Origin of the sequence: Butyrivibrio sp. WCE2006 (assembly GCF_000701985.1) — a bacterium.
Taxonomy (GTDB): domain Bacteria; phylum Bacillota; class Clostridia; order Lachnospirales; family Lachnospiraceae; genus Butyrivibrio.
The window spans coordinates 1-26,166 of the sequence record NZ_JNKH01000044.1 but is presented as its reverse complement, the minus strand read 5'-3'; the positions used below and the strand labels follow the sequence as shown (position 1 = coordinate 26,166).

The window sequence follows — 26,166 nt, the reverse complement described above, 5'->3', positions numbered from 1 at the left end:
ATACCATCTGGCAACCGATTTTTAAAGTATTATCTGTGTGAAGCAGCATTATCTCTTGTAAGATGCGACAAAGAATACAGCGACTTCTATCACCTCAAGTACAAAGAGGTGAACAGATACCAACACAAACGTGCACTCGCATTAACTGCTCGTAAACTTGTGCGATTAGTCTTTCGACTGCTGAAAGACAATCGTCTATATCGTCCAGCATAGTAGTATCACCTACTTGCTGATGAGTACGCCCTGCTCATTTAAAAATATGGTCGACAGGGCTTAGGTGGTCGTTTTTTCTTTTCGTGAAAAATGTCAAAAAATAAAAGATTTTTTATTTTTCTTTACTTGACATCACACCGCTGGACTTTTATTATTTATCTATCGCATCAGCCAATAGTCCTTATCAGGCTATCAAAACGCCAACATCGAATTTGTCTGTTAATTGTATCTCATTTATAGAACATTTTTAAGACACCAGTTTATTCCTTTTGCACATCTTAATTCTTCGTTATTAAAATGATTACCTTCATTCCATTCGAATGTGCTTGACATATCATTTTGCTGATCAAATATCTCTTTTTGCATGAGTATGCAGTTGCCAACGTTCTTCATTACTTTATTTCTCGTCTTATCCTCTTTATCCCCAAGGCTAAGATAAATATTTTTTGTTTTAGGCTGATTGGCCTTCGCATATTCAATCCAATCAGGGAACCAGACTGATGGAGAAACAGCCGCTACTGCATCAAACAAATCATTCTGATATGCGCTCCATAGGGAAAATAGTCCCGCAAGAGAATATCCTACCAGTATCTTAGGGCACTCCGATGCTATTTTGTACTCCGCATTAATTGCCGGTAACAGCTCATTCTCTATAAACTCAAGCGTATCCTTCGCTCCTGCTCCAAATGGTACATTTCCAAAAACCGGTGGTGCACTCCATGGTGCCAGTTCTTTATCCCAATCCTCTATTTTACAGAAAACATAGAGCACTTTGCGTTCTGAATCCACTTCGATATTCTCAATTTCCTTATTTATAGAATTCATTTCCAGCTCGCCATGTAGCTGAATAACAACGCATTCAGGTTCACTTACTTCATTTGAAGCACATTCTCTGCCACCTGCAATATATCTTTTCAACTGCATTTTCATACACCTGCCTTTAAGCTATTGACAAATAAACCATTTTCATTGTATCATATTTTCTGCTGCAAAGGTCATATCGTATCCTTTGCTTATATATATCGAAGTGTGGCTCAGTTTGGTAGAGCGCTGCGTTCGGGACGCAGAGGTCGCAGGTTCGAATCCTGTCACTTCGACTAATAAAACGAGATACCATTCATGGTATCTCGTTTTTGTTAATTCAAGAAACATAAAAATATCAGCACCAGGACTTGATGTTTACTCACACGCTCTGTCCGCCCAGGATCATCAGGACTGCCAAAGCTCCTCCTATAACGTAGACAAGGATCTCTATGATTCCCAGAATAAGGTATTTTTTAGCCTGAGCTATGCCTTCCTTTGTTGCCTTCGCAGAATACACCGTTCCGATAATGGATATCACAAGACACGGAAACGGCGCTATTAACATATTCAGCAATCCAATAAATGCAAGGATCGAATATATTGCACCTCTATTCGTAGGAACTTCGAGTATTGTTGCAAGTACCATACAGATTACTGTTATCACCAAAACAATAATCGGAATCATTGTGAGTACTCTCGCGTTCGAATAGTTTCTGTTTTTCATTTATACTAATTCTCCTGATTTTTACATTTTTTAATCATATCCTTCGACAAAAGCAGCCTGCTTTGTGCCAGGTAGAGCTCTTGCCCTAATGCTCAGTTATCTTTTTCCAATCAGCCCCACAAACACTGATATCATCATAACACCATAGATACACAATATGACAAGTTTCATAATACTTCCGCTACCTGATACTATTTCCATTATTCCTATCGCGCGAGTGCGCATCCTCACGGAGTGTTTTTTTCTTATAGGAAATCCGGAGGAATTTCCTTAAGATAAAAAAGAACAGTGCGCAGCATAAAAGCCATGCACTGTTGCTTCTGTTTTTAATTCATTTCGTGACATACTATAAATCAGTTATATATAATAACTGACTAATAGTTTAGTCCCCTATTGCAGGAATTCTTTTTATTTAAATGCCACTTCAGTCATAAATCTATAGAATGACTGGGACCATGTAAACCAATCATGAGAACCATAGAGGTAGCCGCCATCTATTACGTTTTCTTTTGTTGCAGTCTTAAGATACTCAACATAGTTCTCGTACTTTATCTGTTTTCCCTCTTCATTTGGCATAACTTTTTCTGATGCAATATCACAAGTTCCTACAGTAAAGAATAATGTTGCATTCTCTATTCCTTCAGTATCCTTTATTGCACTCATGTCAGGTCCGGAGAAACCACCGAAGTATGCAAATACGTCGGGATGATCATAATACATATGGAAAGTTGTCATACATCCCATGGAAAGTCCGCAGAAGGCACGATCTTTTGCTTCCTTTGATACGTTATAGTTCTCTTCCATATAAGGAATGATATAGTTGATTACGTTATCTTCTATCTTATCAAAATCCCACTCAAAGCTTGAATTGTCCATGGTTACAATGATGATATCCTCGCCGAGATTGTCGATGATATTGTCAACATGTCCCATTGCAAACCAGTCAGTCTCATTTCCACCGCCTCCATGTGACATGTAAACGGTCTTATAAGGCTCTTCTCTGTCTGCATCATATCCTGCAGGAGTATATACACCAAGATCCTGGTCTGAAGAAAGAACACCCTTGTATTCTACATATTTTAGTTCTCCATGATTGCCTTCGTTAGGAAGAACATAATCCAAATTGAGAGATTTACTCTGCTTATCGGAATCAAACTTACCATAGACAATGCTATGAGTCAGGTCACCTGTTGCAAAGTTACTGTTTGCGTTGTCTTTTGCAGGTGAAGGATTAGCAGGATCATCTATTGGTGTCTCTTCTCCATTTGCATCTTTAAGAATGTAATTATATGCAAATGATCCACTTGTAATAGGGAATTCTGCTTCGTACAGACCTGTATCTTCGTTAAGTTTCATTTCTTCTGTGTAACCCCATGAAAAAGGACCGGGTGCACAGTTAGATGCATAAAAACCATTCTTATAATCATACGGTGTGTAGCAGTTTGATTTATCAGAAATGTCTAATTCGGGGTCAAGGTATAAAAATGGTCCCGTAACACTTACAGATGCAACATCATCATTGTCATTCTTATATGCGAAATGTACCATGTATCCGGTTGGTGATTCCTCTGACTCATAAACAGTTGCACCCTCTGCGAAATCGGTGGGCTTATCTGCTTTTGCCACTTCTTCCTCTTCAATGACCTCTTCTTTCACTTCTTCTGTTTCCTCTTCTTTTTTCTCTTCTTTTGCTTCTTCCTCTTTCTCTTCTAATACCTCCGGCTCTGCAGGTTCCTCAGTTTTTTCAGTTACAGATTCTTCTGCTGCACTCGCCTTTGCTGTTTCTTCAGGAGCCGAATTTCCACATCCTGCAAGAAGTGCTCCGGTGCACATCAATGACATCAGTAACATCAGGTGTTTCTTTTTCATACGTAATCCTCCCAAAATATATTTAATTTAACCAAAATTTGGTTTATATTAATTATATTTTTATAAAAGATTACTAACAATTATCGCTTGTGAAAATCGCTTTCATTTTTTGAAAATGCCCTCTGGATCAACAAATCAGATAAAAGCTGTGACAGATAGAATAGTGAATAGTATCCGTCATTAGCACTTTCAGGTATTCCATAACGGTATACCATGTCATAACCGATTTTGTCGGAACAGTCCTGTTGGGAAAAAACAATAATATATGCCCCCGCTTCCTTCATGGCTTTAATCGTATTTAACTGTTTCGGAGCCAGGAAATTATTCTCTATATTAAGAAATATTACTACGGCACCCTTCAATATATGGTGAGAAAGACTTTCCTGAACATCCATATTCTTATATAGGTAAGAAGGGATACCGGCAAATAAAAGATCAAGCTGTAATGTATAAAATATCGATAGTGCATGTTCATCTCCTATGAAGATATCTTCAGAAGCAGAGATCATTTTAGAAAGAATACTTTCAATTCCATCACTATCAAGGCCCTTGTTCGTTGCCTTAAGATTACTGGTAATTCTGTCTAACAGGTTGTCACTCATTTCACTTAAGTTTTTGTTTTTCCAATCAACAAAACTATATGCGTACCTGCGCTGCCCTATTTCATTACAGGCACCACTACAACATTCCCTGAAGCTCTGCCAGCTGTCAAAACCCGCTTTCCTCACAAAACGACTGACTGAAGCCTGAGAGATACATGCTTCTTCTGCAATCTGCTCTATTGAAAGATCAGCGTTAGTTACAATTCTTTTTATGATAACAGATGAGATAGCATAGTCATTTTCGTTTGATACTGCAAAATTGCAGTGCTGCATTAACATTAAGAGTTTGTCTGTTTGTCTCATAATTATGTAATTAGCTACTGGTGACCCCTACAGTAGCACCCCCTTTGTATGTGTTCTATCAATTATAGCACTAAAAGAGCCGCAATATTCCATCCATGTGATTTATCCGCAATTCTCCAATGGTTCGCACTAGTGTACTGACACATTCATAATTAACCAAGTACCCTACTCAAAAATTATGGCTGCCTCTCGTGGAAAGGCAGCCAATACAGCGAAAATTTGATTTCAATTTTAAATTCTGGTAGTCCATTTAGTGCAGTCCACAACCTCAGTTGCAAGATCTGAGTAGAAGTCAGGTTCATGGCATACCATGACAACAGTTCCCTTGTACTCCTTCAAAGCTCTGTGGAGTTCATCCTTGGCATCTACATCCAAGTGATTAGTAGGCTCGTCAAGGACCAGTATATTTGATTCTCTGTTTATGAGTTTGCACAGTCTTACCTTAGCCTGTTCGCCACCGGACAATACCTTGCACTTACTCTCTATGTGCTTGGTTGTAAGTCCGCATTTTGCCAGAGCAGATCTGACTTCATACTGTGAAAATGAAGGGAACTCATTCCAAATTTCTTCCATGCAGGTCGTCTCAATATCAGGTGACATTTCCTGCTCAAAATAGCCTATTGCCACATTTTCACCTCTTTTAACCGATCCTGACAGAGGTGGAATTATTCCCAGTATGCTCTTTAGAAGTGTGGATTTTCCTATTCCGTTTGCACCTGTAAGCACAATAAATGAATTTCTCTCAATAAACATATTTAACGGCTTTGAGAGTGGTTCATCATAACCGATAACAAGATCCTCGATCTCAAAAAGGAACTTACTTGGTGTCTTTGCTGTTTTAAAATTGAACTCCGGCTTTGGCTTTTCCTGGATTTTCTCAATAAGCTCCATGCTATCAAGCTTCTTTTGTCTTGCCATAGCCATGTTTCTCGTTGCAACTCTTGCCTTGTTTCTTGCAACAAAGTCCTTTAAGTCTGCAATCTCCTGTTGCTGCCTGTTGTATGCTGCCTCCCTCTGAGCCTTTTTCATTTCATATACTTCCATGAACTTATCATAGTCACCAACATATCGGTCAAGGCTATGGGTTTGTCCATCCATGTGATAAATGATGTTGACCACGTTATTTAAGAAAGGTATATCATGTGAGATCAGAATAAATGCATTCTCATATTCCTGCAGGTATCTTGTAAGCCAGACAATATGCTCGGCATCAAGATAGTTTGTAGGCTCATCCAAAAGCAGAATATCCGGTTTTTCCAAAAGGAGCTTTGCAAGAAGTATCTTCGTTCTCTGACCTCCGGAAAGCTCGGTAACGTCTCTGTCCAAACCAAGATCAATAAATCCCAGCGCTCTTGATACTTCTTCAATCTTCGAATCAATAAGGTAAAAATCGTGGGTAGTCAAAAGGTCCTGGATAGTTCCAAGCTCTTCCATGTATTCCTCAAGCTGCTTTTCATCCGCTTCGCCCATGGCGTCACAGATTTCATTCATTCTGCGCTCCATATCAAAAAGCGGCTCATAGGCTGATGCAAGCACGTCCCTGATCGTCATGCCTTCCTTTAAAACAGCATGCTGATCCAGATATCCGACCTTAACATTCTTAGCCCACTCGATATTTCCGGCATCGGGCATAAGCTTCCCGATAATTATGTTCATAAATGTAGATTTACCCTCACCATTTGCTCCTACAAGCCCGATATGTTCTCCCTTAAGAAGTCTGAATGACACATCATCAAAAATCGCCCTGTCACCAAAGCCATGTGTAAGGTGCTCAACATTTAATATGCTCATTAAAAATACCTCATCTTTCTTAGCAATATTTTTGCGTTTTTCTATTATAACATTGATTCACCCTTTTTCCATAAGGAAGCTACCCTGCACGCAGTAAAGATTAATCCTAAATGACAGTAACACTAAAAAAGGTATCAGTCCTGTTTCCAAAACCAATACCTTTAATATCAAAAACTAATTCAATTACTAGCACTTTGGCTATTTATATAATAATTGTGACATTTCGTGGCCAAAGCAATATTTACATGAGTTTAAGTATTTCATCTCTAACTGCATCCATGCGAGCATCGGAAAGACCAAAATCCATCTCCTTATAGCTCCATGCTGCTCGTCCGATATTGTACTTGTTGAAGCAGGTTCCAATAGCCTGATACCACTTAAGGGCATCTTCAGGAGTCGCAAGATCGATAACTCCGTACTCACCACAGTACAAAGCTACATTTCTTTCATTGGCAACTCTTACTGCCTCTTCCATGTACTGCTCAAAATACTCAATTCCAAGCCTTTTATCAGGATCAGATACTTTAAGCTCCTCAGGTCTGTTACCTAGCTGAGCAAATGCATTCTCATCATACTCACGATAGGTTGAATCAAAAGGCATGCGGAATGAGTTATCCATGGACTCAATCCAGGCTGCGCCCTGATGCGTGAAAACAAGAGGCTCATAGCAGTGGAAGTTGTATACTACATTTTCATCATAGGGTGCACAGATATCCTTAAGTGCAACTATGCTGTTGTTGTAATAGCCTCCAAGAAGAATCTTTATTGTAGGCGCAAATTTCCTGATTCTCTTAATGCATTCTGTTGAGACTCCGTTCCATGTGTCACAATATTCCTTCTTTGTTACTTCATTTAAAAGCTCAAAAGCAAGTCTGTCCTCGTATTTGCCAAAACGCTCTGCAAACTGCTCCCATAACTTGTAAAATCTCTCCTGATACTTTTCATTTTCAAAAAAGCCGGCTTCCTGTTCTCCGTTATCAAAACTGTAGCCAAAGGTTTTATGGAGATCCAGAACCATATTCAGTCCGTACTTTCCTGTCCAGTCTATAGCTTTCTGAATATAGGCAAATCCGTCCTCTTTATAGGTTCCGTCCTTTTCCTCAACGAGATTATAGTCAACAGGAACTCTTATATGGTCAAGTCCCCAGCTCTTAATCTTTTCAATATCGCTCTCTTTAATAAAATTGTCATAACGCTCCTTAGTGTGGTTACACTGAGACAACCACCCACCAAGATTTATTCCGTGTGAAAATCCCGGAAACTGCTTCATACTAATTTCCTCCTTAAACTTATACATGATATACAGGTTTCAAAATACTTGTATACAAACGTCTTTAGAATTTGCATGATACTAACCAAGCCCTATCATATAGCGCTCATCTGCAGTTTATAATTTTATTCTCCGGCGATTAACTTTTATATAAAAACCATGTCATTTTTATCAAATGTATGACTTCAGATTCTCAATAATTTATGAGAGCTTTAAATCGCCTTCCTTTATCCAGCCGATTTTTCTAAAAATCTGGCCAAATACAGTTGTCAAAACTGCCGGAAGAACAAAGCATATAAGGATAAGTCCGATCCAGTCAAAAGCTGTGACAGAAGCCTTTGCGCCGGTTGCCACATCGTTAACCCATCCTGCATATACACCAATCTGTCCAACAAAGCCGCAGGTTCCCATACCTGATGCCACTGCACTTGCAGGGTCATTCATCTGAAGATGGAAAATGCAGGTAGCAATAGGACCTGTTATAGCACTTGTGAGAATAGGCGCAATCCATATTTTAGGATTCTTGACAATATTTCCCATCTGGAGCATTGATGTTCCGATTCCCTGAGAAACAAGGCCGCCCCACTTATTCTCCTTAAAGGACATGCACGCAAACCCAACCATCTGTGCACAGCAACCTGCTACCGCTGCGCCACCTGCAAGACCTGTAAGTCCGAGAGCAGCACATATAGCTGCAGAAGAAATAGGTAATGTAAGTGCTATTCCTACAACAACTGACACTATGATTCCCATAAGGAACGGCTGTTGTTCTGTTGCCCACATAACAACTGATCCAACAGATGATGCTGCTGTACCAATTGCAGGTGCAATAAGGCTTGCAAGACCGACACCAACAAGAATGGTTACGATCGGTGTAACAAGGATATCTACCTTTGTCTCCTTAGAAACAGCCTTTCCGCATTCTGCTGCGATTATTGCTATAAAGAGAACTGCCAAAGGGCCGCCTGCACCTGCTCCGCCTGAAAGAGTTGTACTTCCGAGTGCATTGGCAGCATATCCTACGGTTACAAGTGAAAACAATACAAGTGGTGGTGCCTGAAGAGCATAACCAATCGCTACAGCCATTGCAGCACCGCTCATTGATGAAGCATACTTTCCAATCTCCGAAAGCCACGCAAGACCAAGCTGGGTTCCGATAGTGTTAAGGATTGTTCCTATCAGTAATGATGCAAACAATCCCTGTGCCATGGCAGACAGTGCTTCGATACCGTATCTCTTGCCTGAGATCACGATATTCTTCCTCTTCAAAAATTCTTTCATTTCTCCTCCTTGCCTCCTTATATCAGTCACTTTTTGACTGTATACGTAAAGGACTTAAATTATTTATGCTTCAATGACAGCATTCACAAAAGCATCAAGCTCCGGAGCGTCTGTCTCATGAAGTGCACTCTTTATTGTGAGCATTGGCTCAACAATTGTCACATTTTTAAGACTCTGGAGTTTTTCTGTCATAAGCTTTCCTGAAGCAGGCGCCCAGGTTCCGTTCTGAGCAAGTGCAAAGATTCTGTTCTGTACGGTAAGAGCCTGACAGTCAGACAGGAAATTCTCCATAGGTATATAAATTCCATTGTTGTATGTAGGGCAGAAAAGAACTATCTTTTTACATCTCCAAACCTCAGAAATAAGTTCTGAAGTATGTGTCTGAGATACGTCATAAACAAAGACCTTTTTTCCGCTCTTTTCACGAATCATGGAAGCAGCCTTCTGCGCTGCACTCTCAGTATGTCCATAGAGACTTCCGTAAATAACAACTATATCCTCATCCTCAGGTGTGTATGTACTCCACTTTTGGTATTTATCAATAAACCAGGCAATATTCTCTCTCCATATAGGACCATGCAAAGGACAAATAAACTTAATATCAAGTCCTGCTGCCTTTTTGAGCACTGCCTGAACCTGCATGCCATATTTACCTACAATATTTGCATAGTATCTTCTGGCTTCATTAAGGAAAATCTTCTCAAAGTCATATTCATCTGCAAAAATGCCTGCATCAATAGCGCCAAAGGTTCCAAATGCATCTGCGCTAAAAAGTGCGCCGGTTGTACTGTCAAATGAAAACATAGCTTCAGGCCAATGAACCATAGGTGCCATCACGAAGCTGAGTGTATGCTTTCCAAGCTCCAGCTTGTCACCCTCTGCCACAGTAATCTTCTTCTGGTCATTAAGCTCTGGGAAAAACTGGGAAAGGAATGTAAAGCTCTTGGCATTTCCTACAAGAGTTACATCCGGATGCATAGCAACAACAGTAGCTATCTGTGAGCAGTGATCAGGCTCCATATGATTTATTACAAGATAATCGAGCTTTCTACCATCAAGTACACCATTCAGATTTTCAAGAAACTGATCTGAAATTGAGATATCTGCTGTATCCAGTAATGCAGTTTTTTCATCAGTTATAACATAACTGTTATAGGAAACGCCATTACTAAGTGGAAAAATATTCTCAAATCTTGAAAGTCTTCTGTCACTTCCGCCAATCCAATAAGTTTCTTCAGCAATTTGCTTGTAGTTAATCAAAATAACACCCTCCTTATACGCTCAAAATTTAATATTTTATTCAAACACCACCGCGCCTCGTATGAAGACCCGCTGACTGTTCCTTTTAAATAAGGGCGCCAATAATATGGCGCCCTTATAAATTCAGTCTATTTCTATCTCTTCATCCTCAGGATTCTTTTCCTCCGTGGATTCATGATACTCCTTCTCAGTATTAACGCTCCAGATATTACTTCTGTCACGTGTGCCGCTGAGAATATTTTTAACAGTCTCAAATGATGTACACATAGAGTGATCTATATTGTTGTATCTGTGCTGACCATTTCTTCCTACGCAGAAGAGGTTATCTATAGAATTAAGATAATCGATCAGCTTATCGATCTCATCATAGGTGTCAAAGTAAGCAGGATATGCCTTCTTAACACGCTCAACATGATAATCGATTACTTCCTTCTCTTCATCGATGAGGTTAATCTTGACCATCTCCTTGATAGCCATGTGTGCAAACTCATCATCAGTCATGCTCCACATGGAATCACCTTCATTGCAGAAATACTCAAGTCCCATCCATACAGTGTGGTCTATATCCTTAACAAGATACGGTGACCAGTTGTTATAAATCTGGAAACGTCCCATGGATACATTTCTGTCATGAACATATACCCAGTTATCCGGTACTATATTTCCGATTGTTCTAACCTTAGTCTTATTCTGAAGGTTAAGATGCGGGATAAGCACGCCAAGAGTCATATAATCTCTGTAAGGAAGTCCTTTGGCGATTCTCGCATAATCAGCAGGAACATCATTCATTCCGGCAACGAGATCCTTGATAGGCATTGAGCTTATCACATAATCACCGTTAATAGTAACCTGCTGTCCATCCTTCTCATAGGTAACACCTGAAAGATGATCGCCCTCTTTATTGATCTTAACAACCTTGGCACCTGTAATAATTGTGCCACCTTTTTTCTGAATCTCAGCAGCAGTTACATCCCAAAGCTGTCCGGGACCAAGCTTAGGATAGCTGAACTCCTCAATAAGTGAAGTCTCTACCTTTCCGCCTGTCTTACCACTCTTTTTCTTAAATGCGTTGGCAAGGACGGCCATGATGGACACGCCCTTAACTCGCTGTGCTCCCCAGCTGGGATCAATTTCTGAGGGATGTCTTCCCCAGAGATTTGCTGTGTAATGCTCAAAGAACATTGAATACAGTTTTTTACCGAATCTGTTTACATAAAAGTCTTCAAGTGAGTTCTCTTTACGCTTGAAAAGCATTGCCTTTATGTATGAAAAGCCTGCTACTATAGTAGTTCCAAGACCCATATTTGTGAAGGTCTCAACCTTAAGTGTTATAGGGTAATCAAAGAACTTTCCATTGAAAAAGATTCTGGAAATTCTGTTTCTTCTAAGCATTACTCTATCTTCTGTCTCAGGGTCAGGACCGCCCTTTGCAATTGTAGATGTACGCTTCAAGACTATATCGTCATAGGACGGACTTCCCTGTCTGGGAAGCATTTTATCCCACCATTCATTTACTTCGGGAACTTTGGAGAAGAATCTGTGTCCTCCCATGTCCATTCTGTTTCCCTTATATTCAACGGTTCTGGAAATTCCTCCGAATTTGTCCGTCTCTTCAAGTACCACGACTTCAATGTCGTCTGACTTTGTCAATAATTCGTACGCAGCCGTCAGTCCGGCAGGGCCGGCGCCTATGATTAAAGCTTTTTTCATTTCTACATTCTGCTCCACTATCTATTTTTTACGATCACAATAGTACAATTTTAACATTTATAGTTATTTATGTCGACAACCGATTTTCTCTTAATGACATAATTGTTGACTCAACCACCTTCATATCTATGGGTTTTGCAATGTGAGCATTCATTCCAGAATCAATTGCCCTTTGTACGTCATCCGCATAGGCATTGGCGGTCATGGCTATAATCGGTATATCCTTTGCACCCTCTTTATCCAGCTTTCTGATAGCAAGAGCAGCCTGATATCCGTTTAAAACCGGCATCTGAATATCCATAAGGATCATATCATAATATCCCTTATCTGCCTTTTCAAACATTTCAACCGCTTCCTGACCATTTGATGCTCTCTCGACCAATGCACCTTCCATCCCCATAAGCTCTGCCAGAATATCGGCATTTATGTCATTATCCTCGGCTGTAAGGAATCTCATTCCATCAAAGATTTTTCCATGCTCTTCCTTAACAGAACTGCTCCTGTTAAGAATATCTTCCATAAGCTGTGAAAATGATGAGAAAAAGAAAGGCTTTTGCATAAAATCATATATTCCGGCTTCTCGTGCCTCCTGGGCTACCTCTTCCCAATCGTCAGTCAGAAGCAGGACTATAGGTTTTGGATTAAAATTCTTGTCACGTATGAAGGCAGCAAGTTCAAAACAGCTGATACTTCTGATCTGCATTCCCAAAAGAATAACATCAAAGCTCTTATTATCATCAGCACTTACCTCTATAAGTCTTATGGCCTTATATCCGCTTGTGCAGATAAATACTTCTACGCCGGCGTCCCGCATGGCTGTTTCGATTTTAGTACACTCCTGTATATCATCATCTATTATCAGCATTCTGTGAATGCCATGGTTTTTCCAGAAGCTTCCTTTGTCCTGATGAACTCCCGGGAGTCTCAATATAATTGTAAAGGTCGAGCCAACACCTTCTTCAGACTCAACAGAAATAGTACCTCCCATCATCTGAACAAGACTTCTTGTTATCGCCATTCCCAGACCGGTTCCCTGAATACCGCTTGTCGCCTCCTTCTCTTCTCTTGAAAAGGCGTCAAAAATTTTTTCCTGGAACTCCTTGCTCATTCCAATTCCATTATCCTTTACGGAAAACTTAAGGTCCCAGTAATCTCCCTTTGAGATTTTTTCCTCATTTATTGTAAAATCTATCCTTCCACCCTTTGGTGTGTATTTAACAGCATTTCCGAGTATGTTCACCAGTATCTCATTGATTCTTTTTTTATCACCAACAAACAGATCCTGCTGCATTCCACCTGAATGAACCTGGTAATCAAGTTGTTTGCCCTTTGCCTGAAAAGTTATTACGGAGTTGACTTCATCAAGCAGCAATCCAAGGGCAAATTCCTCATGGTTTATATCTGCCTTTCCACTTTCAATTTTACTCATATCAAGGACATCATTTAAAAGTGACAGCAGATTCTGGCACGCCAGCCCGATTTTATGTGTGTAATCTCTCACCTTCTGCGGATTATCAGAATTTTTTGCTATAAGCAGATTAAAATTGGTTATGGCATTCATTGGGGTCCTGAAATCATGGGACATATTTGCGAGGAAATTTGTCTTGGCCTCATTTGCCGCCTTGGCAACTTCGATCATTTCCTCCATCTGCCTGTTTCTTTTTACCTCTTCAGTTATGTCAGCCCACACAAGTAAAAATCTGTCCTTGTCCTCTATATCCGCATGGTTGATATTCCCTCTGAAATAGCGGATCTCTCCTGTAACTCTATTTTTAACTTCAAGAACATCTGCTTCTACCATCTCACCTATTGAAAGCTTACTTAGATTCTCATTGGTCGGCGGAGGCTTTAAGTCAGAACGAACGCCCATCATTAAAAGGTTTCTGACATCAGACAGGATGCTTTCTCTGGGCACACCAAGAATTTCCTCCACATTGTCAGTTAAGTATTCCACCTTAAAATCCTGTGCAGAGAAAATTGCTGCAATTATGTTGTTTTGTCTTATGACATAATCGAAAAACCAGTCTTTACATAGACCCTTTCTTTCATTGCCGTCATTTTTATTATCAATCATACTGTTTCATGCCCCCTGCATTTAAAGGCTTTGACGGTGTTCTCAAAAAGCTTGATATCTATAGGTTTTGCAATATGTGCATCCATTCCGGATTCACTTGCCTCTTCTATATCTTCCCTGAAAGCATTTGCACTCATTGCTATGATTGGTATGGTTTTAGCATCTTTTCTTCCCTCATCTGCAAGATTACGTATCGCTTTAGCCGCTTCATATCCATTCATATTCGGCATTTGGATATCCATAAGGATCATGTCATAATATCCAGGCTCTTTTTCCTCAAAAGCCGATACTACTTTTTCTCCATCCTCAGCCACATCAATCAGCTCCGCTTCATTGAGTTTTAATATTTCCACAAGAATTTCTGCATTTAGTTCATTGTCTTCAGCTGCCAGAAAACGCATCCCCTTAAATGCATTTTCTTTTTCCTCTTCATGATCTTCTTCATTTTTTTCGAGTTGCTGCTCAATTTCTCTTATTTCTTCAAGCTCTGTTTTTTCAGCAATTCCAAATGACAGTCTTACTATAAAAGTACTACCCTCATTTATCCTGCTCTCTGCTTCGATGGTTCCACCGAGCATATCTATTATTCCCTTTGTTACGGTAAGGCCAAGTCCTGTTCCCTGCTCCTTACTGGCATTTTTTCTACTCTCCTTTTGAAAGGGCTCAAAGACATGTCTGATAAACTCTTCGCTCATTCCGATACCGTTATCTTTTATCTCGAAACGAAGCTGTATAAATTCCTTATCTTCTTTATCTTCAGGAAATACCTCCAATTTAATCTCACCGTTTTCATCAGTATATGTAATAGAATTCTGCACCAGGTTCTTCAGGATTATCTCCAGTTTATTGGCATCTCCCATAAAAGCATCTTCTTTAACATTACTCCTGTCAATGCTGAATATCTGATGTTTTCCCTCTGCAAGAGCACCCATCTCATTTTTAACTGTTAGAAGAACATCATTAAGTGAAAATCTTTCACTAATGATTTCATCCCCGCCGTTTTCCATTTTACTAAGTGCAAGGACATAATTGATCATATTTAATATGTTTCTGTGGGCATATTCCGCCTTTTCTCCATACTCAATGACCTTTTCCGGGTTGTTCGCATTTTCTTTCATGAGAGAAAGATAACCCGATATTGCATTCATAGGTGTCCTGAAATCATGGGACATATTTGCCAAAAACCTTGTCTTTGCTTCATTTGCCGAATTTGCAACATTAAGCATATTCCTCATAGAAATAGATCGCATTATCAGCATCATGATTGCAAGTACAATTGAAAATGCTGCTATAAGTAAAATATTATTGATTTTCTTTATCTCTGTGATACTGCGGTCAATAGTCTCAGAAGGAGTAAGACATACAAGCATGGAGTCTTCGAATTCGCACGGAACGTAGCTAAGGTAGTACTCAACTCCATCTATACTTATAACGATAACTCCAGTCATCCTGTCTGCCACTGCTTTAGAAAGTCCCAATCCGGTGGGATCATATATGATTTCACCGTTTTGGACAGCATACTCTACAATATTTTTCTTTTCATCTCTTAAATCAACAGACGTGATTATCAGATTTCCATGTATATCCACCAGATAATTTTGAGAGTTGCCCATATCGCCCTTACTGACGGTAAGTCTGTTTTTCATCTCCGAGGTGTCGATGGCAAGTCCTATGGCACAGTATTCCTTGTTTTCAAACTTCTCCGGTTTAATTCCGAGCACAAAAAGATCATGATGCATTCCCTTGGCACCAATTATGTGAGTAACCTGCATTTCTCCTTCTTTTGAGAGATTTTCGATAAACTCCGGTTTTTCCTTTAGCGTACCTATTTTCCCATCCGCATCCCTGTACTCACCTTTATCATTGAAAAAATACACCTGATCTATTTCCCATATTCTTTTTTCTGCAGACACATATGAAATAAAATCATTGATTCCCGAAGACTCTTCGTTATCAAGATGATACGACCAGCTTTTTAAAATATTAAAATATCTGGTAAATCTGGTCGCAATAATAGATTCCAGCTGAGTATAATAAGTTGTCAGCTGGGTGATTCGATCTCTATAGATAAATCTGTCCTGGATTATATTTACGGAAATTACCAAAAATACAAATAGTATTACGGTAAAAAACGGTATAACCCATTTTCGCAGTTTTTCACTACGCATATTAACCCCTCATGAAAATAGCGCTTTGTGAAGGTTATCTGATTTCGTACATCCGCTCTCCGTGAAAATATTCTCCGCATTTTCTCAGCTCAGACAGTACCGTATTGTAACCTTTAAGGTTATCCATCCAGGTATCAATGCTGAGCCCTCTTGTAACCACGGGACATACTGTTATTTTGTAATCTCTAAGCTCTGACTGGAATGTCATCAAAGCTCTTCTTGCATGAAAGGCCTGGCAGCATAATATTATATGCCCGATCCTTTCGTTCTTTAATTCGTTTTCAATCATATCCTTTGAAAACCTGGCATTTTCAAAAGTATTTGTGGACTCGGTTTCCTGAATTATAGCTTTTTCATCAACCCCATACCGCATCATGAGTTTTGTAAGATATTCAGCTTCCGTACTACAGCCAAGGCAGTCAGCATCCTGCTTAAAAACAGCCCCACACTCTTCCTCAAAGCTTTGATAGGTCATATAAAATTTACCGGAAACAAGTATTTTTGGAGCATATCCCTCATTCCACAGATGCGCTCCATACTCAGCAAGCTCTTTAGTCGGAGAACCGGGAATAAGAATCAGGTCTGCCTTTTTCGGTTTCTCCGATAAAAATATGAATTTACCAATTTCTTCCAGTGATTTTAAATTTGCCGGTTTCATCGAATCATTACCTTTTTAATTTCTGCAATGTAAAACCAGTGATAGTTTCCTTTATCATAGAAATTTGCTATCACACGGCCATTTGTTACGCATTCTTCTTTCATTTGCTGTCTATATAAAACCTTACAGATAAGAACATTGTCAGCTTCATCGACAAAGGGGATACCATCATCGAAGTTGAGGTTAAGCTTTGCATTTGCAATCTTGTCCTCATCTCTGCCGGATACAGATCCAAGATATTTTTTAAGGCCTCTGTATTCATCATGATTCAGGAATGATAAGGAAAACTTTTTTTCTGCGTCAATAAATTCCTTGGTATATCTACTTTCCCTGACATATATTATTGCGCAGGTCTTATCCCAGACATAGGTAATACCACCCCAGGAGACGGTCATGGTATTTGCCTTATTTTCGTTTCCTGCAGTAAGTAGTGCCCAGGTTTCTCCACCAAATCTAAAAGCGCCCTCCAGAACATCATCAAGTTCAACAGGCTGAAATACATGAAGACCCATAATCAATCCCTCCTACGATTATTAAAAATCCCTGAGTTTATCCTCTTCTGTAAGTTCAGTATTCTCTATTTTCAGTATTGTTATGTCATAGCTGTAATCATTATTTACTTCGATAGTAAGCTTGTCTCCAACTTTATGTCCCATAAGCTGCTTACCAAGAGGTGACTCGATACTTATAAGTCCCTTTAATGCATTTCCACGCATTGTGGTAACAATTTTGTAGGTAGCCTCTGAACCGTCATCTTCCATACGAACAGTAACAGTCTTGTTCATTCCGACTTCGTCTTCAGCACTGGAATCATCCACTATCTCAGCAGTTTTGATCATTCTCTCAAGAAATCTTATTCTGCTCTCATTGGCATTTTTCGCTTTCTTGGCTGCATAGTATTCAAAGTTCTCACTCAAATCTCCCTGAGCCCTTGCTTCCTTTACATCCTCAAGAAGTTCCTTTCTCACTACGGCTTTGCGGTGTTCAATCTCCGCCTCCATATCTTCAATGTCTCTTTTTGTAAGTTGATTATGCATTTTTAAATCCCTCTCTTTATCTCCTTATGACAGTTAAATCTGTGAATTCATAACCAGCTCCGAAGAATCATTCCCTCTTTACCAGAAACAACTAAATATTTTGCAATTATTTACTGCCGCCTTCTAAAATATGTCTTAAGAAGGCACAAGAAGATATTTTAATTTTACACGATATATTAGAAAAAAAATATTAAGAAATAGTAAAATAAGAATTTTGCTTGCAAAATTCTCGCGCCGAGCGCGGTTGCTACAAGCAACATATTCCTATCGCGCGAGTGCGCATCCTCACGGAGTGTTTTTATCTTATAGGAAATCCGGAGGAATTTCCTGTAAGATAAAAAAACTGCCACAGAAAAAAATCTGTGGCAGCTTAATCATTTTATGTCTTCTTGAACGCTTTAAATCAAGCCTTTCCGTCAGAACCAAGAACGTTGATAACCTTGTCGTGAACGATTTCCTTAACATAAGCACGTCCATCACCAAGATACTGACGAGGATCAAAGTGCTCAGGATGCTCAGCAAAGTGCTGACGAATACCTGCTGTCATACCAAGACGAAGATCTGAATCGATGTTGATCTTGCAGACTGCACTCTTAGCTGCTGCACGAAGCTGCTCATCCGGAATACCAATAGCATCCTTCATAGCGCCGCCGTTAGCATTGATGATTCCAACGTACTTCTGAGGAACTGCTGAAGAACCGTGAAGAACGATCGGGAATCCGGGAAGTCTCTTAACAACTTCCTCAAGGATATCAAGACGAAGCTTGGGATCCTGGCCGGGCTTGAACTTGAATGCACCATGGCTTGTTCCGATAGCAATAGCCAGTGAATCAACGCCTGTACGCTTCATGAAGTCCTCAACCTGATCGGGATTTGTATACTGTGCTGCATCATCAGCTACGTTTACATCATCCTCAACACCTGAAAGAGTACCAAGCTCAGCTTCTACTACACATCCCTTAGAATGAGCATAATCAGCAACCTTCTTGGAAAGTTCGATATTCTCTTCATAAGGCTTGGAAGAAGCATCGATCATAACAGATGTGAATCCATTATCAATGCACTCCTTGCAGATTTCGAAGCTTGCACCATGATCAAGGTGAAGAGCGATCGGAATAGATGTAGACTCAGCTGCTGCCTTAACCATGTTTACAAGGTAAGGGAACTGAGCATACTTGATAGCGCCCTGTGAGCACTGAAGAATAACGGGGGATTTAAGCTCGTCACAAGCCTCTGTGATAGCCTGAATGAACTCCATGTTGTTGATATTAAATGCACCAACAGCATATCCACCATCGTATGCTTTTTTAAACATATCAGTCGTTGTAACTAATGGCATAATTTTTACCACCTTTCGTAAATATTGTTAACAAAACACTAGAAATATTATAGACCAAATCATAACTTTAGTACAACCTTATTTGCTATCATATTCGCTTTTTATTACTGTTCACACCTTACGGTGCTCACAGCAACTGGATTTGCCCATTCCAGTTGCCTTCGGCAAAGGGGCAAATCCTATATTCAAGACGTAGAACATTCTCACGCTCAGCGCAGCAAGTGCGCAGAGCTGTCTGAACAGTAACCGCTTTTTTACTAACGATTTTATGATACAATAGGTTAAGATACTCTAGAGGAGGAGTTATAAATGACATTTTATGATAAAGTCCTAAAAAAGCTTGACCAGAAGATCATGGCAGACTATCTTGATAAAAGCACCGGAGGAAGCAGTGTATCTGACGATGGAAGATATCCTGCATATTGCCGGGTCGCAAGTAAGAACGGATTTATGTTCCACCATTTCAGACGTAATGAGATCTACAATCTTATTCTGGAGCACATGTCAAAAGAACAGGGTCAGGAATATCTCGATGAACTTATAAAAAATCCCGATTTTAAAAAAATATCTGACAGATTAGGTGAATATTTAAGAAACGATAAGGTTGGAAAGCCCCGTATTTATGAATATGACATTGATAACAAGGATGTTTATGTTTCTCCAACAACTCTTAGATATATTAAGGTTTTAGCCGATTTAAAGAATCTGTTTCCAATGAATGAGATTAAATCCGTCGCAGAAATCGGTGTCGGCTACGGCGGACAATGTAGAATAATCCTTTCAGATTACGAAATTACCAGATACTCACTGATAGACCTTCCGGAGGCACTTGGACTTACCAAACGCTTTCTTGGAAAGCTTACAGACCTTTCAAACATTCATTTTGTGGATGGTACTGCTATTGACAAGGAGAATCTTCCTGAGCATGATCTTGTAATCAGTAACTATGCTTACAGCGAGCTTGCCAGAGTTATCCAGAAAGCCTACTGGGATAAGGTTGTTTCAAAAGCTGCCCACGGTTACTTTACCTGGAATCTGGAATCCGAGAGAAAACTGGACGGATATACGGTTGATGAATTCACTAAAATGTTATCCGATCTTGGCAGAGATGTCCGCGTACTCGAAGAAAAGCCGCTTACCGCTCCTGGTAACTGTCTTATTGTTTGGTAATAAGGAAATATAAAATGCATCAGCTATGGAATTATCCATTATGCCGATGCATTTTTTATTACTTTTCCGTTTGTGAAGTTCTTCAATAAGCCTTTGTTAAGAAAGCTTATCTTATTATATTTTTTGTTAGTATCTCTTATTTAGCTTTTTCCTTTTTAGTATCGTCCCAACAACAAGAGCTATTGCAAATAGCAAAGAGACTATTTCAGAAACTCTCCAATAAAACGGTTCTCTGAATCTGATTTTTATTACACTGTCTGTCCCTGCAGGTAGCTCAATTCTCAGTTTATTATTATCTCCCGCTGAAAGCTTGTAGCTTATGTTTCCATCGGTTCCATAATAATATGGATATGCAAGTATCGGCAAATCAGCGTATCCTTCATCCTGTGAGTTGTTTGAAAGTCTGAGTGAATACTCTCCGCCCTTTCTCTCCTCATCAGAATATACTATATCCTCAGAAGATGGCAGAACTGAAGCATACTGCAGTCGCTCCAAATCTGTTCCCTGCAACATATATTGCCTGTCATCATCAAATGATGTCCACTCATCCACGGTTTTGATAGCCACAATATTATCCTGCTTTTCCATGAATGCATGGATGTAGGAACCACTCTGCCACAGGCTTATAGCCAGAAGAATAATGCTAAGCTTATACGTTACCTTATTTTTTTGCATAATCGCATAGACCGTACAAATAAGCACTGTTGCAGCTGTCAGGTATCTTGCAGGATACTGTATGCTTCCAAGGATTTTAAAAACAAACTTTGCTTTGTTATAAAGCATATCGTAAGGAAAATAACATGTACTAAGGACAAGTGAGACTATTCCAAGTCCCCACACCAATGTGGCAACTAAGTTGTTTTTTAACTCTTTTCTCTGCAGGATCAGATATGCCACAAATGCGATCAATATTATAATCAGTGCCAGCCCCGGAGATTGCGGCATTTCGGTGACAGGCTCGTTTCCAAGCTCTCTCATGGGCGCAGTCACATCATAAAAAGCTCCAGCCATTTGTCTCCAGGTAATACCAAAAGTCTGAATAGGCGCTGTCTCACCGGAATTAATGAGCATGGGCGCGTTTTTATAATAGTCAACAAGCGGAACTATCTGCCAAAGATTAAGTAACATTGTACCACCGGCTGCCATGATAAGAGTCTTCCATTTCCCACCAGCCAGCATGTTTTTAGCATCAGCAAGAACAAATATCACTATGAACAGAGCTGCCATAACGACGCTCAAAAGATGCGTCATAAAAAGTCCTGTCATGCCAACGCATAGAAGGATTGCCCCTCTTTTTACTTTTTCATTCCTATGTATTCTTGCAAGTCCCAGAACAATAAGCGGAAAAAATGCAAACGCACTATACTCCCCTGCTGCCTGCCTTGTAAATAAATCCGTAAGTCTCCAAAAAGATAAGAAATAAAGTGCCGCGCAGAATATTCCTGAAAGCCTGTTTCCTGAAATATATCTAAAGCATAAATAAGCAGTAGCTGCAGTAAGTATCTGAATAAATATCATGTAAAAAAGATATGTCTCCCACAAGGGCATACCCATAAGATGCATGATAGCCGGTATGTACAACAGCGCATCTCCGTACATTATTCCAACAGGATAACCGTAATTATTAAACCAGTAATGCTGAATCTTAACCGGAAACTCTCCTGCCTTAAGTCCCTCTGCGATTCCTGCAATTCTTCTCACGTGGAAAGGAAGATCGTGACCAAAAGGAACACCCTTATCCTTTTTCTCACTCAGATAGCCAAAGTCTGACTCTATCTGTTCGCCCTGCCAGATAATCGATGCTCCATCAAATTTTAAGATCTGATCGCATCCCATATTCTGAAGACTTTCAATCCTCTCATCATTGTTATCAAATACAAGATACACATAATCAGGACTTAGTTCTTCCGGTGGATTGAACAGATATCTTCCATAGTAGGATGTATCACCCATATTGAAATCATAGGGTGAAAGCTTTGTTCCAAGCAGATAAAAGATATAAGGTGGTATATATGGTTGATTATCGTGGATAAACACTATCTGCTTATCTGCAAAGTATTCTTCATTTTCCAGTATTTTAAGCGGCTCATCTATGGGCTTTTGGAAAAGGTATAAGTTGTCGGAATACGTTCCAAAATATCTTGTAAAAAAGGCTCCTGAGAATCCAAGATACACACAACAAATCAAAACTCCGACAACAGTTCCGAAGATCTTATTTCCCATAAACTTCTTAATGACGAATTCTATTCCCCATGCAGCCAAAAATGCCACACTAAAGAATATTCCATTCATCTTGTTTACATTTGGTCCATCTCCGCCCAGCATTGAACCTATTAAAAGCTCTGCTGCAAACCAGAAAAAAGGTAAAACAGCATAGCTTACTCTTTTTTCTTTTATAGAAGAATAAATCTCTTTGATGACTCTATAAATTCCAAGCGGCACAAAAAAGATAGTTATAAAATACATCGTTCCAAAACCTGGAATGCTGTTATAGTTCAGGCTGTCAAAGAGAAATACACTTTTTAAGGTATTAATAAAGCCTGTAATGGATGGAGCCACTATCTCACCGCCACGATAAAAGGTAAGTGCCGGCATCGTGATAATTCCAAACACTATAGAATCTTTTCCGTTTATGTTTACATATTGAGTAACAAGAAGCGGCGCTGCCAAAATTGCAAGAGGTATCACAAAGCTTATAATTCTTTGAATGTTAAGCTTTTTCCAAACCAGAAGAGTAATAAAAGTAACCAGCAGAAAAAGTGGCATTATTGCATAGCATATAGCGTAGGTATAAAGCGATAATCCTGAACAGATTCCTGCAATCAGATAATCTATGCATTTTCCTGACTCAATCGCTCTAATCAAAGTGTAGATAAACAGCGTTGTCATTCCCAGCATCAGATTGCAGTCCAGTCCGAATCTGGCACTCATTACAAATACCGGACATATTGTGAACAGTACAGGATATGTGTATGAAGCTATCGAATCCTCTCCGCAAATCTTTTTTACTATCTGCTCACCTGCAAACAAAGTGATAAGTGAAAATATGACTCCGGGGAGTCTTAGTGCAATCACATTAAGTCCCAAAAACTTGATAAATATCGCTGCTATATAGGCGTATAGTGCGCTCTGCCCACCTCCGAAGTTTATCAGATAAACAGGAAATGAAAGCAGATTTCTGTCCACTCCATAATTTGCAAGACAAAATGCATCATAAGCCATTCCGGCTTCATCAACATGAAGACCTGCGGGTTTGCTACTTAGAAAAATAAGTCTGGAACACACCGCTATTATATATACCAGTAAAAAAAACAATTTCTTTTTATTGATGCTATTATTCTCTTCCCGCACGTTTCTTCTTCTCCATAACCGTTAGTATTATTAAAATTGCAATTCCTCCAATTGCCAGAACCAGTCCCATCAAAAGTCCCGGTGTGTGGTACCTCAGAACAATATTATGCGTACCTTCTGTAACAGGAGTTCCAAGGAACATGATATTTGCCTTCTCAGGTGTCCTCTTTTCCCCATCCACATAGATAGTCCATCCTTTATCATAGGGAATGTTTATCACAAGATAGGAATCCTGAGCCGGGCTTACTGTTCCTGTAATCTCATTTGTCATAAGTGACATTTGATTTCTGTGAAGCGCATTGTCTCTCATGGTTTCTGATGCAAATTCACCCATATGCTCTGAATATGCCTGCATTTTCTGGCAAATGATCTGCAGATCATCATAAGTATAGCTTCCCTTATCAGGGAAAGTAATCGTTATCCTGCTTCTTTCCTCGTCACTGTAGCAGAGATTAACAATATAATCATGCCAGCCGCTGTAAAACTGGCTATAGGGCGTTTTAAATGCAATTGTTTTCGTTATCTGTCTGTTTTCAGGTGTATCGGTTGAAATTGTAATATTAGCAGCATCATATGGTGTCTTGCAGTTAAGGTTCTTAATATACAGATATGTTTCCGATTCCGGCACACCACTAAACGACAATGTCACAGTAGCATTCTGCTTCTTTACTACGAATTCATGGTCTTTAATCTTAACTCCATGCTTTTCCAGCACCTCATATTGAACTGTCTCATCTGAAAAATATGACTGATCATTTATATCAAGGTTTGATATCTCGCATGGAACATCATCGTTTTCTTTTTCTCTGACAGCACCATACAGCATCACCTGCTGCCTCTGTACAGGTGTCAGTTTATCGTAATCATCCCTTGATAATACCTGATTTTTGGTATATCCAAGAGCAGGTGCACTGTCATTTGAATAAATTCCAAAGTTATACCATTCTGCAAACGGATGAAATCCATAAGGAATATAGGCCTGTTCCTGTTCATTGTTGTATCTCAGCGAGTAATATTTTACTCCTGCAAGATTCAGTGGCATTGCTCTGTCATCAAGTCCAAAAAATGAAAAGTTTGACATTTCATTTACTGCAAGTGACTCCATAAAATCTGACACAGCTCCATTAGCCAGGCTAAAGTAAAACTGAGTAGAAGGAACGCTATATGGAAGCGATGCATTCCAGGTGAGGTTTCTGCCTGAATAACTATAATAATTATTCTGGGCTTCCGGCACCGTCTCAGACAAAGCTCTAAGCTCTGTATTCATCACCAGTTCCTCATACTCTTCAGGAGTCATCTTATCAACATATCCACTTGGAAGATTACCTGCTTCAGGTGCATTTGCAGCATATCCGTTCTGCAAAACACCAAGTATTACCAGTAAAAGCACGCTGCCTCTTCTTATAGCCTCAGGAATCTTATTGATATATAGCGGAATCAGAAGTAGTGCAAGCAGCACCAGCTGAGGATATACATTTACTGATTTTTCACCAACAGTAAGCATTACGATAACATACACTATGCTGCATGCAGTAATTATCAATTTTGCTTTTACATTAAACTCTGTCATCTTCTCCGACAGGAGCATGATCATGTAAGAAAGCAGCAGGCAATATGCAAAGCTCCACCTGTTTATGGTGTATGAAAATCCCGTCATTACATAACCCGCTACAGGTACAAGAAGCATTACCGTGGTTAATACCGCAAGTATTCTAAACCTTATGGCATCACCCTTTTCATCATCATTAGCTTTTGTAAAAACTGCAAAAATCGCCGGTAATGCTATAAATGTCATGCTTATAACTGTGTCATACTTAGGAAAATATTTATAGGACAAAAGGCTTACCAGTAACTCTTTATAATATTCTGTCGAGTACAAAACAGGTACTGCGTGTGAACCAAGCCCTGCTCTGGGGTTTGAAATAAAAGCAATAATGACAGGCAAAAGTATCGGCATTGATATCAATGTTCCGATAATCCCAAGCCCCAAAAACTCTGCTATGCACTTAAATGCCTCCGCGCGCTTTTCGAAATGGCCTGAAGTAAAAATGTAGATAATTGCATAGACCATTATCATGAGCACAAGCATGTAGAAGAAATAAAAATTACTTACAGCAGAGAGCAACGTTGCAAGAACAAATGGCATGAATTTTCGTTCATTCTTATATTTCCTCGTATAATATTTTTAGATACATTAAATGTACCTTGATAACTTAATAAATATTTGTTCAATAGGCTTAGTTAAGCCCATGATATAATTGTCCCCGTGTCAATCAGGTAATAGTTCTATTATCTCCTGTTGAACCAGAAATGGTTGCTTCAATTAAAAGTCTGTTCCCCTGACATGGAAGTTAGCTTCAAACCGGCTGGCTGTTTGCTTAAGTGCATGGACGACCATCTAGCAGTGTGGTTTCGCATCTGTCCATCTTAAGCTGGATTCTTATATGCGAGGGTGTCGATGCTCCATGATCATGGGTTTTACCAAGCCGATTGAACACTTTAATCTCTTATGAAAGGTGGTGATTACATTGAACACAACTCT

Annotated in this window: 17 protein-coding genes, 1 tRNA gene and 2 pseudogenes; 3 read left to right on the top strand and 17 right to left on the bottom strand. The window is 39.5% G+C overall.

Annotation, left to right across the window (positions count from 1 at the left end; genetic code table 11):
- Positions 1 to 213: pseudogene (locus T501_RS22245) on the top strand (IS110 family transposase); the annotation flags it as partial.
- Between the two features lie 234 nt (positions 214 to 447).
- Here the strand turns inward: T501_RS22245 and T501_RS17260 are convergent.
- The gene (locus T501_RS17260) at positions 448 to 1,143 is read right to left on the bottom strand and encodes an alpha/beta hydrolase (protein ID WP_050008380.1); all 696 of its coding nucleotides are present in this window, start codon (positions 1,141 to 1,143) and stop codon (positions 448 to 450) included.
- A 93-nt stretch (positions 1,144 to 1,236) separates the two neighbouring features.
- On the opposite strand from T501_RS17260, the gene T501_RS17255 reads away from it, so the two are divergent.
- A tRNA-Pro gene (locus T501_RS17255) sits at positions 1,237 to 1,310 on the top strand.
- A gap of 86 nt (positions 1,311 to 1,396) precedes the next feature.
- Here T501_RS17255 and T501_RS17250 read toward each other — a convergent pair.
- The 14 genes from T501_RS17250 to fba all read right to left on the bottom strand — a co-directional run bounded on the left by T501_RS17250 (position 1,397) and on the right by fba (position 19,103).
- Positions 1,397 to 1,741 carry a hypothetical protein gene (locus T501_RS17250; protein ID WP_044916481.1) on the bottom strand — a complete coding sequence of 115 codons (345 nt, stop codon included), beginning with the start codon at positions 1,739 to 1,741 and terminating at the stop codon, positions 1,397 to 1,399.
- Between the two features lie 408 nt (positions 1,742 to 2,149).
- Positions 2,150 to 3,610, bottom strand: coding sequence for an alpha/beta hydrolase (locus tag T501_RS17245; protein ID WP_050008379.1), 1,461 nt, complete (start codon positions 3,608 to 3,610; stop codon positions 2,150 to 2,152).
- Positions 3,611 to 3,690: 80 nt separating this feature from the next.
- Positions 3,691 to 4,515, bottom strand: coding sequence for a MurR/RpiR family transcriptional regulator (locus T501_RS17240; RefSeq protein ID WP_044916479.1), 825 nt, complete (start codon positions 4,513 to 4,515; stop codon positions 3,691 to 3,693).
- A 231-nt stretch (positions 4,516 to 4,746) separates the two neighbouring features.
- Positions 4,747 to 6,306: an ABC-F family ATP-binding cassette domain-containing protein gene (locus T501_RS17235; RefSeq protein WP_026509059.1), complete on the bottom strand. Its 1,560-nt coding sequence runs from the start codon at positions 6,304 to 6,306 to the stop codon at positions 4,747 to 4,749.
- A gap of 241 nt (positions 6,307 to 6,547) precedes the next feature.
- The gene (locus tag T501_RS17230; protein WP_044916478.1) at positions 6,548 to 7,576 is read right to left on the bottom strand and encodes a glycoside hydrolase family 5 protein; all 1,029 of its coding nucleotides are present in this window, start codon (positions 7,574 to 7,576) and stop codon (positions 6,548 to 6,550) included.
- 201 nt (positions 7,577 to 7,777) lie between these two features.
- On the bottom strand, positions 7,778 to 8,857 hold the full coding sequence (locus tag T501_RS17225) for a PTS sugar transporter subunit IIC (RefSeq protein WP_026509057.1): 1,080 nt from the start codon (positions 8,855 to 8,857) through the stop codon (positions 7,778 to 7,780).
- A 63-nt stretch (positions 8,858 to 8,920) separates the two neighbouring features.
- On the bottom strand, positions 8,921 to 10,117 hold the full coding sequence (locus T501_RS17220; RefSeq protein ID WP_026509056.1) for an FprA family A-type flavoprotein: 1,197 nt from the start codon (positions 10,115 to 10,117) through the stop codon (positions 8,921 to 8,923).
- 123 nt (positions 10,118 to 10,240) lie between these two features.
- Positions 10,241 to 11,827: an NAD(P)/FAD-dependent oxidoreductase gene (locus T501_RS17215; protein ID WP_044916477.1), complete on the bottom strand. Its 1,587-nt coding sequence runs from the start codon at positions 11,825 to 11,827 to the stop codon at positions 10,241 to 10,243.
- 67 nt (positions 11,828 to 11,894) lie between these two features.
- Positions 11,895 to 13,901, bottom strand: a complete 2,007-nt coding sequence (locus T501_RS17210; protein WP_049945621.1) for a hybrid sensor histidine kinase/response regulator — start codon at positions 13,899 to 13,901, stop codon at positions 11,895 to 11,897.
- Positions 13,898 to 16,069: a hybrid sensor histidine kinase/response regulator gene (locus T501_RS17205; RefSeq protein ID WP_044916476.1), complete on the bottom strand. Its 2,172-nt coding sequence runs from the start codon at positions 16,067 to 16,069 to the stop codon at positions 13,898 to 13,900. The genes T501_RS17210 and T501_RS17205 overlap by 4 nt, the downstream gene beginning before the upstream one ends.
- Before the next feature lie 34 nt (positions 16,070 to 16,103).
- Complete coding sequence (locus T501_RS17200) at positions 16,104 to 16,727, bottom strand: YdcF family protein (RefSeq protein WP_044916474.1); 624 nt, start codon at positions 16,725 to 16,727, stop codon at positions 16,104 to 16,106.
- Positions 16,724 to 17,239, bottom strand: coding sequence for a flavin reductase (locus tag T501_RS17195; RefSeq protein WP_044916473.1), 516 nt, complete (start codon positions 17,237 to 17,239; stop codon positions 16,724 to 16,726). Before T501_RS17195 ends, T501_RS17200 begins: the two co-directional genes overlap by 4 nt.
- A 21-nt stretch (positions 17,240 to 17,260) precedes the next feature.
- The gene (gene greA, locus T501_RS17190; protein WP_026509052.1) at positions 17,261 to 17,764 is read right to left on the bottom strand and encodes a transcription elongation factor GreA; all 504 of its coding nucleotides are present in this window, start codon (positions 17,762 to 17,764) and stop codon (positions 17,261 to 17,263) included.
- Between the two features lie 403 nt (positions 17,765 to 18,167).
- Complete coding sequence (gene fba, locus T501_RS17185; RefSeq protein WP_026509051.1) at positions 18,168 to 19,103, bottom strand: class II fructose-1,6-bisphosphate aldolase; 936 nt, start codon at positions 19,101 to 19,103, stop codon at positions 18,168 to 18,170.
- Positions 19,104 to 19,412: 309 nt separating this feature from the next.
- Between fba and T501_RS17180 the strand changes: the two genes are divergently transcribed.
- Positions 19,413 to 20,273: a putative sugar O-methyltransferase gene (locus T501_RS17180; RefSeq protein WP_050008378.1), complete on the top strand. Its 861-nt coding sequence runs from the start codon at positions 19,413 to 19,415 to the stop codon at positions 20,271 to 20,273.
- Positions 20,274 to 20,399: 126 nt separating this feature from the next.
- On the opposite strand, the gene T501_RS17175 is transcribed toward T501_RS17180, so the two are convergent.
- A complete protein-coding gene (locus T501_RS17175) occupies positions 20,400 to 23,624 on the bottom strand; it encodes a glycosyltransferase family 39 protein (protein WP_044916472.1) in 3,225 nt (1,074 codons plus the stop codon).
- Positions 23,608 to 25,782 (bottom strand): annotated as a pseudogene (locus T501_RS17170) (YfhO family protein); the annotation flags it as partial. The pseudogene T501_RS17170 and the gene T501_RS17175, both read right to left, overlap by 17 nt.
- Positions 25,783 to 26,166: the final 384 nt, after the last annotated feature.

Coding starts and splice junctions, on each gene's coding strand:
- T501_RS17260 (WP_050008380.1), bottom strand. CDS start 1,143: ATGAAAATGCAGTTGAAAAGATATATTGCAGGTGGCAGAGAATGTGCT.
- T501_RS17250 (WP_044916481.1), bottom strand. CDS start 1,741: ATGAAAAACAGAAACTATTCGAACGCGAGAGTACTCACAATGATTCCG.
- T501_RS17245 (WP_050008379.1), bottom strand. CDS start 3,610: ATGAAAAAGAAACACCTGATGTTACTGATGTCATTGATGTGCACCGGA.
- T501_RS17240 (WP_044916479.1), bottom strand. CDS start 4,515: ATGAGACAAACAGACAAACTCTTAATGTTAATGCAGCACTGCAATTTT.
- T501_RS17235 (WP_026509059.1), bottom strand. CDS start 6,306: ATGAGCATATTAAATGTTGAGCACCTTACACATGGCTTTGGTGACAGG.
- T501_RS17230 (WP_044916478.1), bottom strand. CDS start 7,576: ATGAAGCAGTTTCCGGGATTTTCACACGGAATAAATCTTGGTGGGTGG.
- T501_RS17225 (WP_026509057.1), bottom strand. CDS start 8,857: ATGAAAGAATTTTTGAAGAGGAAGAATATCGTGATCTCAGGCAAGAGA.
- T501_RS17215 (WP_044916477.1), bottom strand. CDS start 11,827: ATGAAAAAAGCTTTAATCATAGGCGCCGGCCCTGCCGGACTGACGGCT.
- T501_RS17210 (WP_049945621.1), bottom strand. CDS start 13,901: ATGATTGATAATAAAAATGACGGCAATGAAAGAAAGGGTCTATGTAAA.
- T501_RS17205 (WP_044916476.1), bottom strand. CDS start 16,069: ATGCGTAGTGAAAAACTGCGAAAATGGGTTATACCGTTTTTTACCGTA.
- T501_RS17200 (WP_044916474.1), bottom strand. CDS start 16,727: ATGAAACCGGCAAATTTAAAATCACTGGAAGAAATTGGTAAATTCATA.
- T501_RS17195 (WP_044916473.1), bottom strand. CDS start 17,239: ATGGGTCTTCATGTATTTCAGCCTGTTGAACTTGATGATGTTCTGGAG.
- greA (WP_026509052.1), bottom strand. CDS start 17,764: ATGCATAATCAACTTACAAAAAGAGACATTGAAGATATGGAGGCGGAG.
- fba (WP_026509051.1), bottom strand. CDS start 19,103: ATGCCATTAGTTACAACGACTGATATGTTTAAAAAAGCATACGATGGT.
- T501_RS17180 (WP_050008378.1), top strand. CDS start 19,413: ATGACATTTTATGATAAAGTCCTAAAAAAGCTTGACCAGAAGATCATG.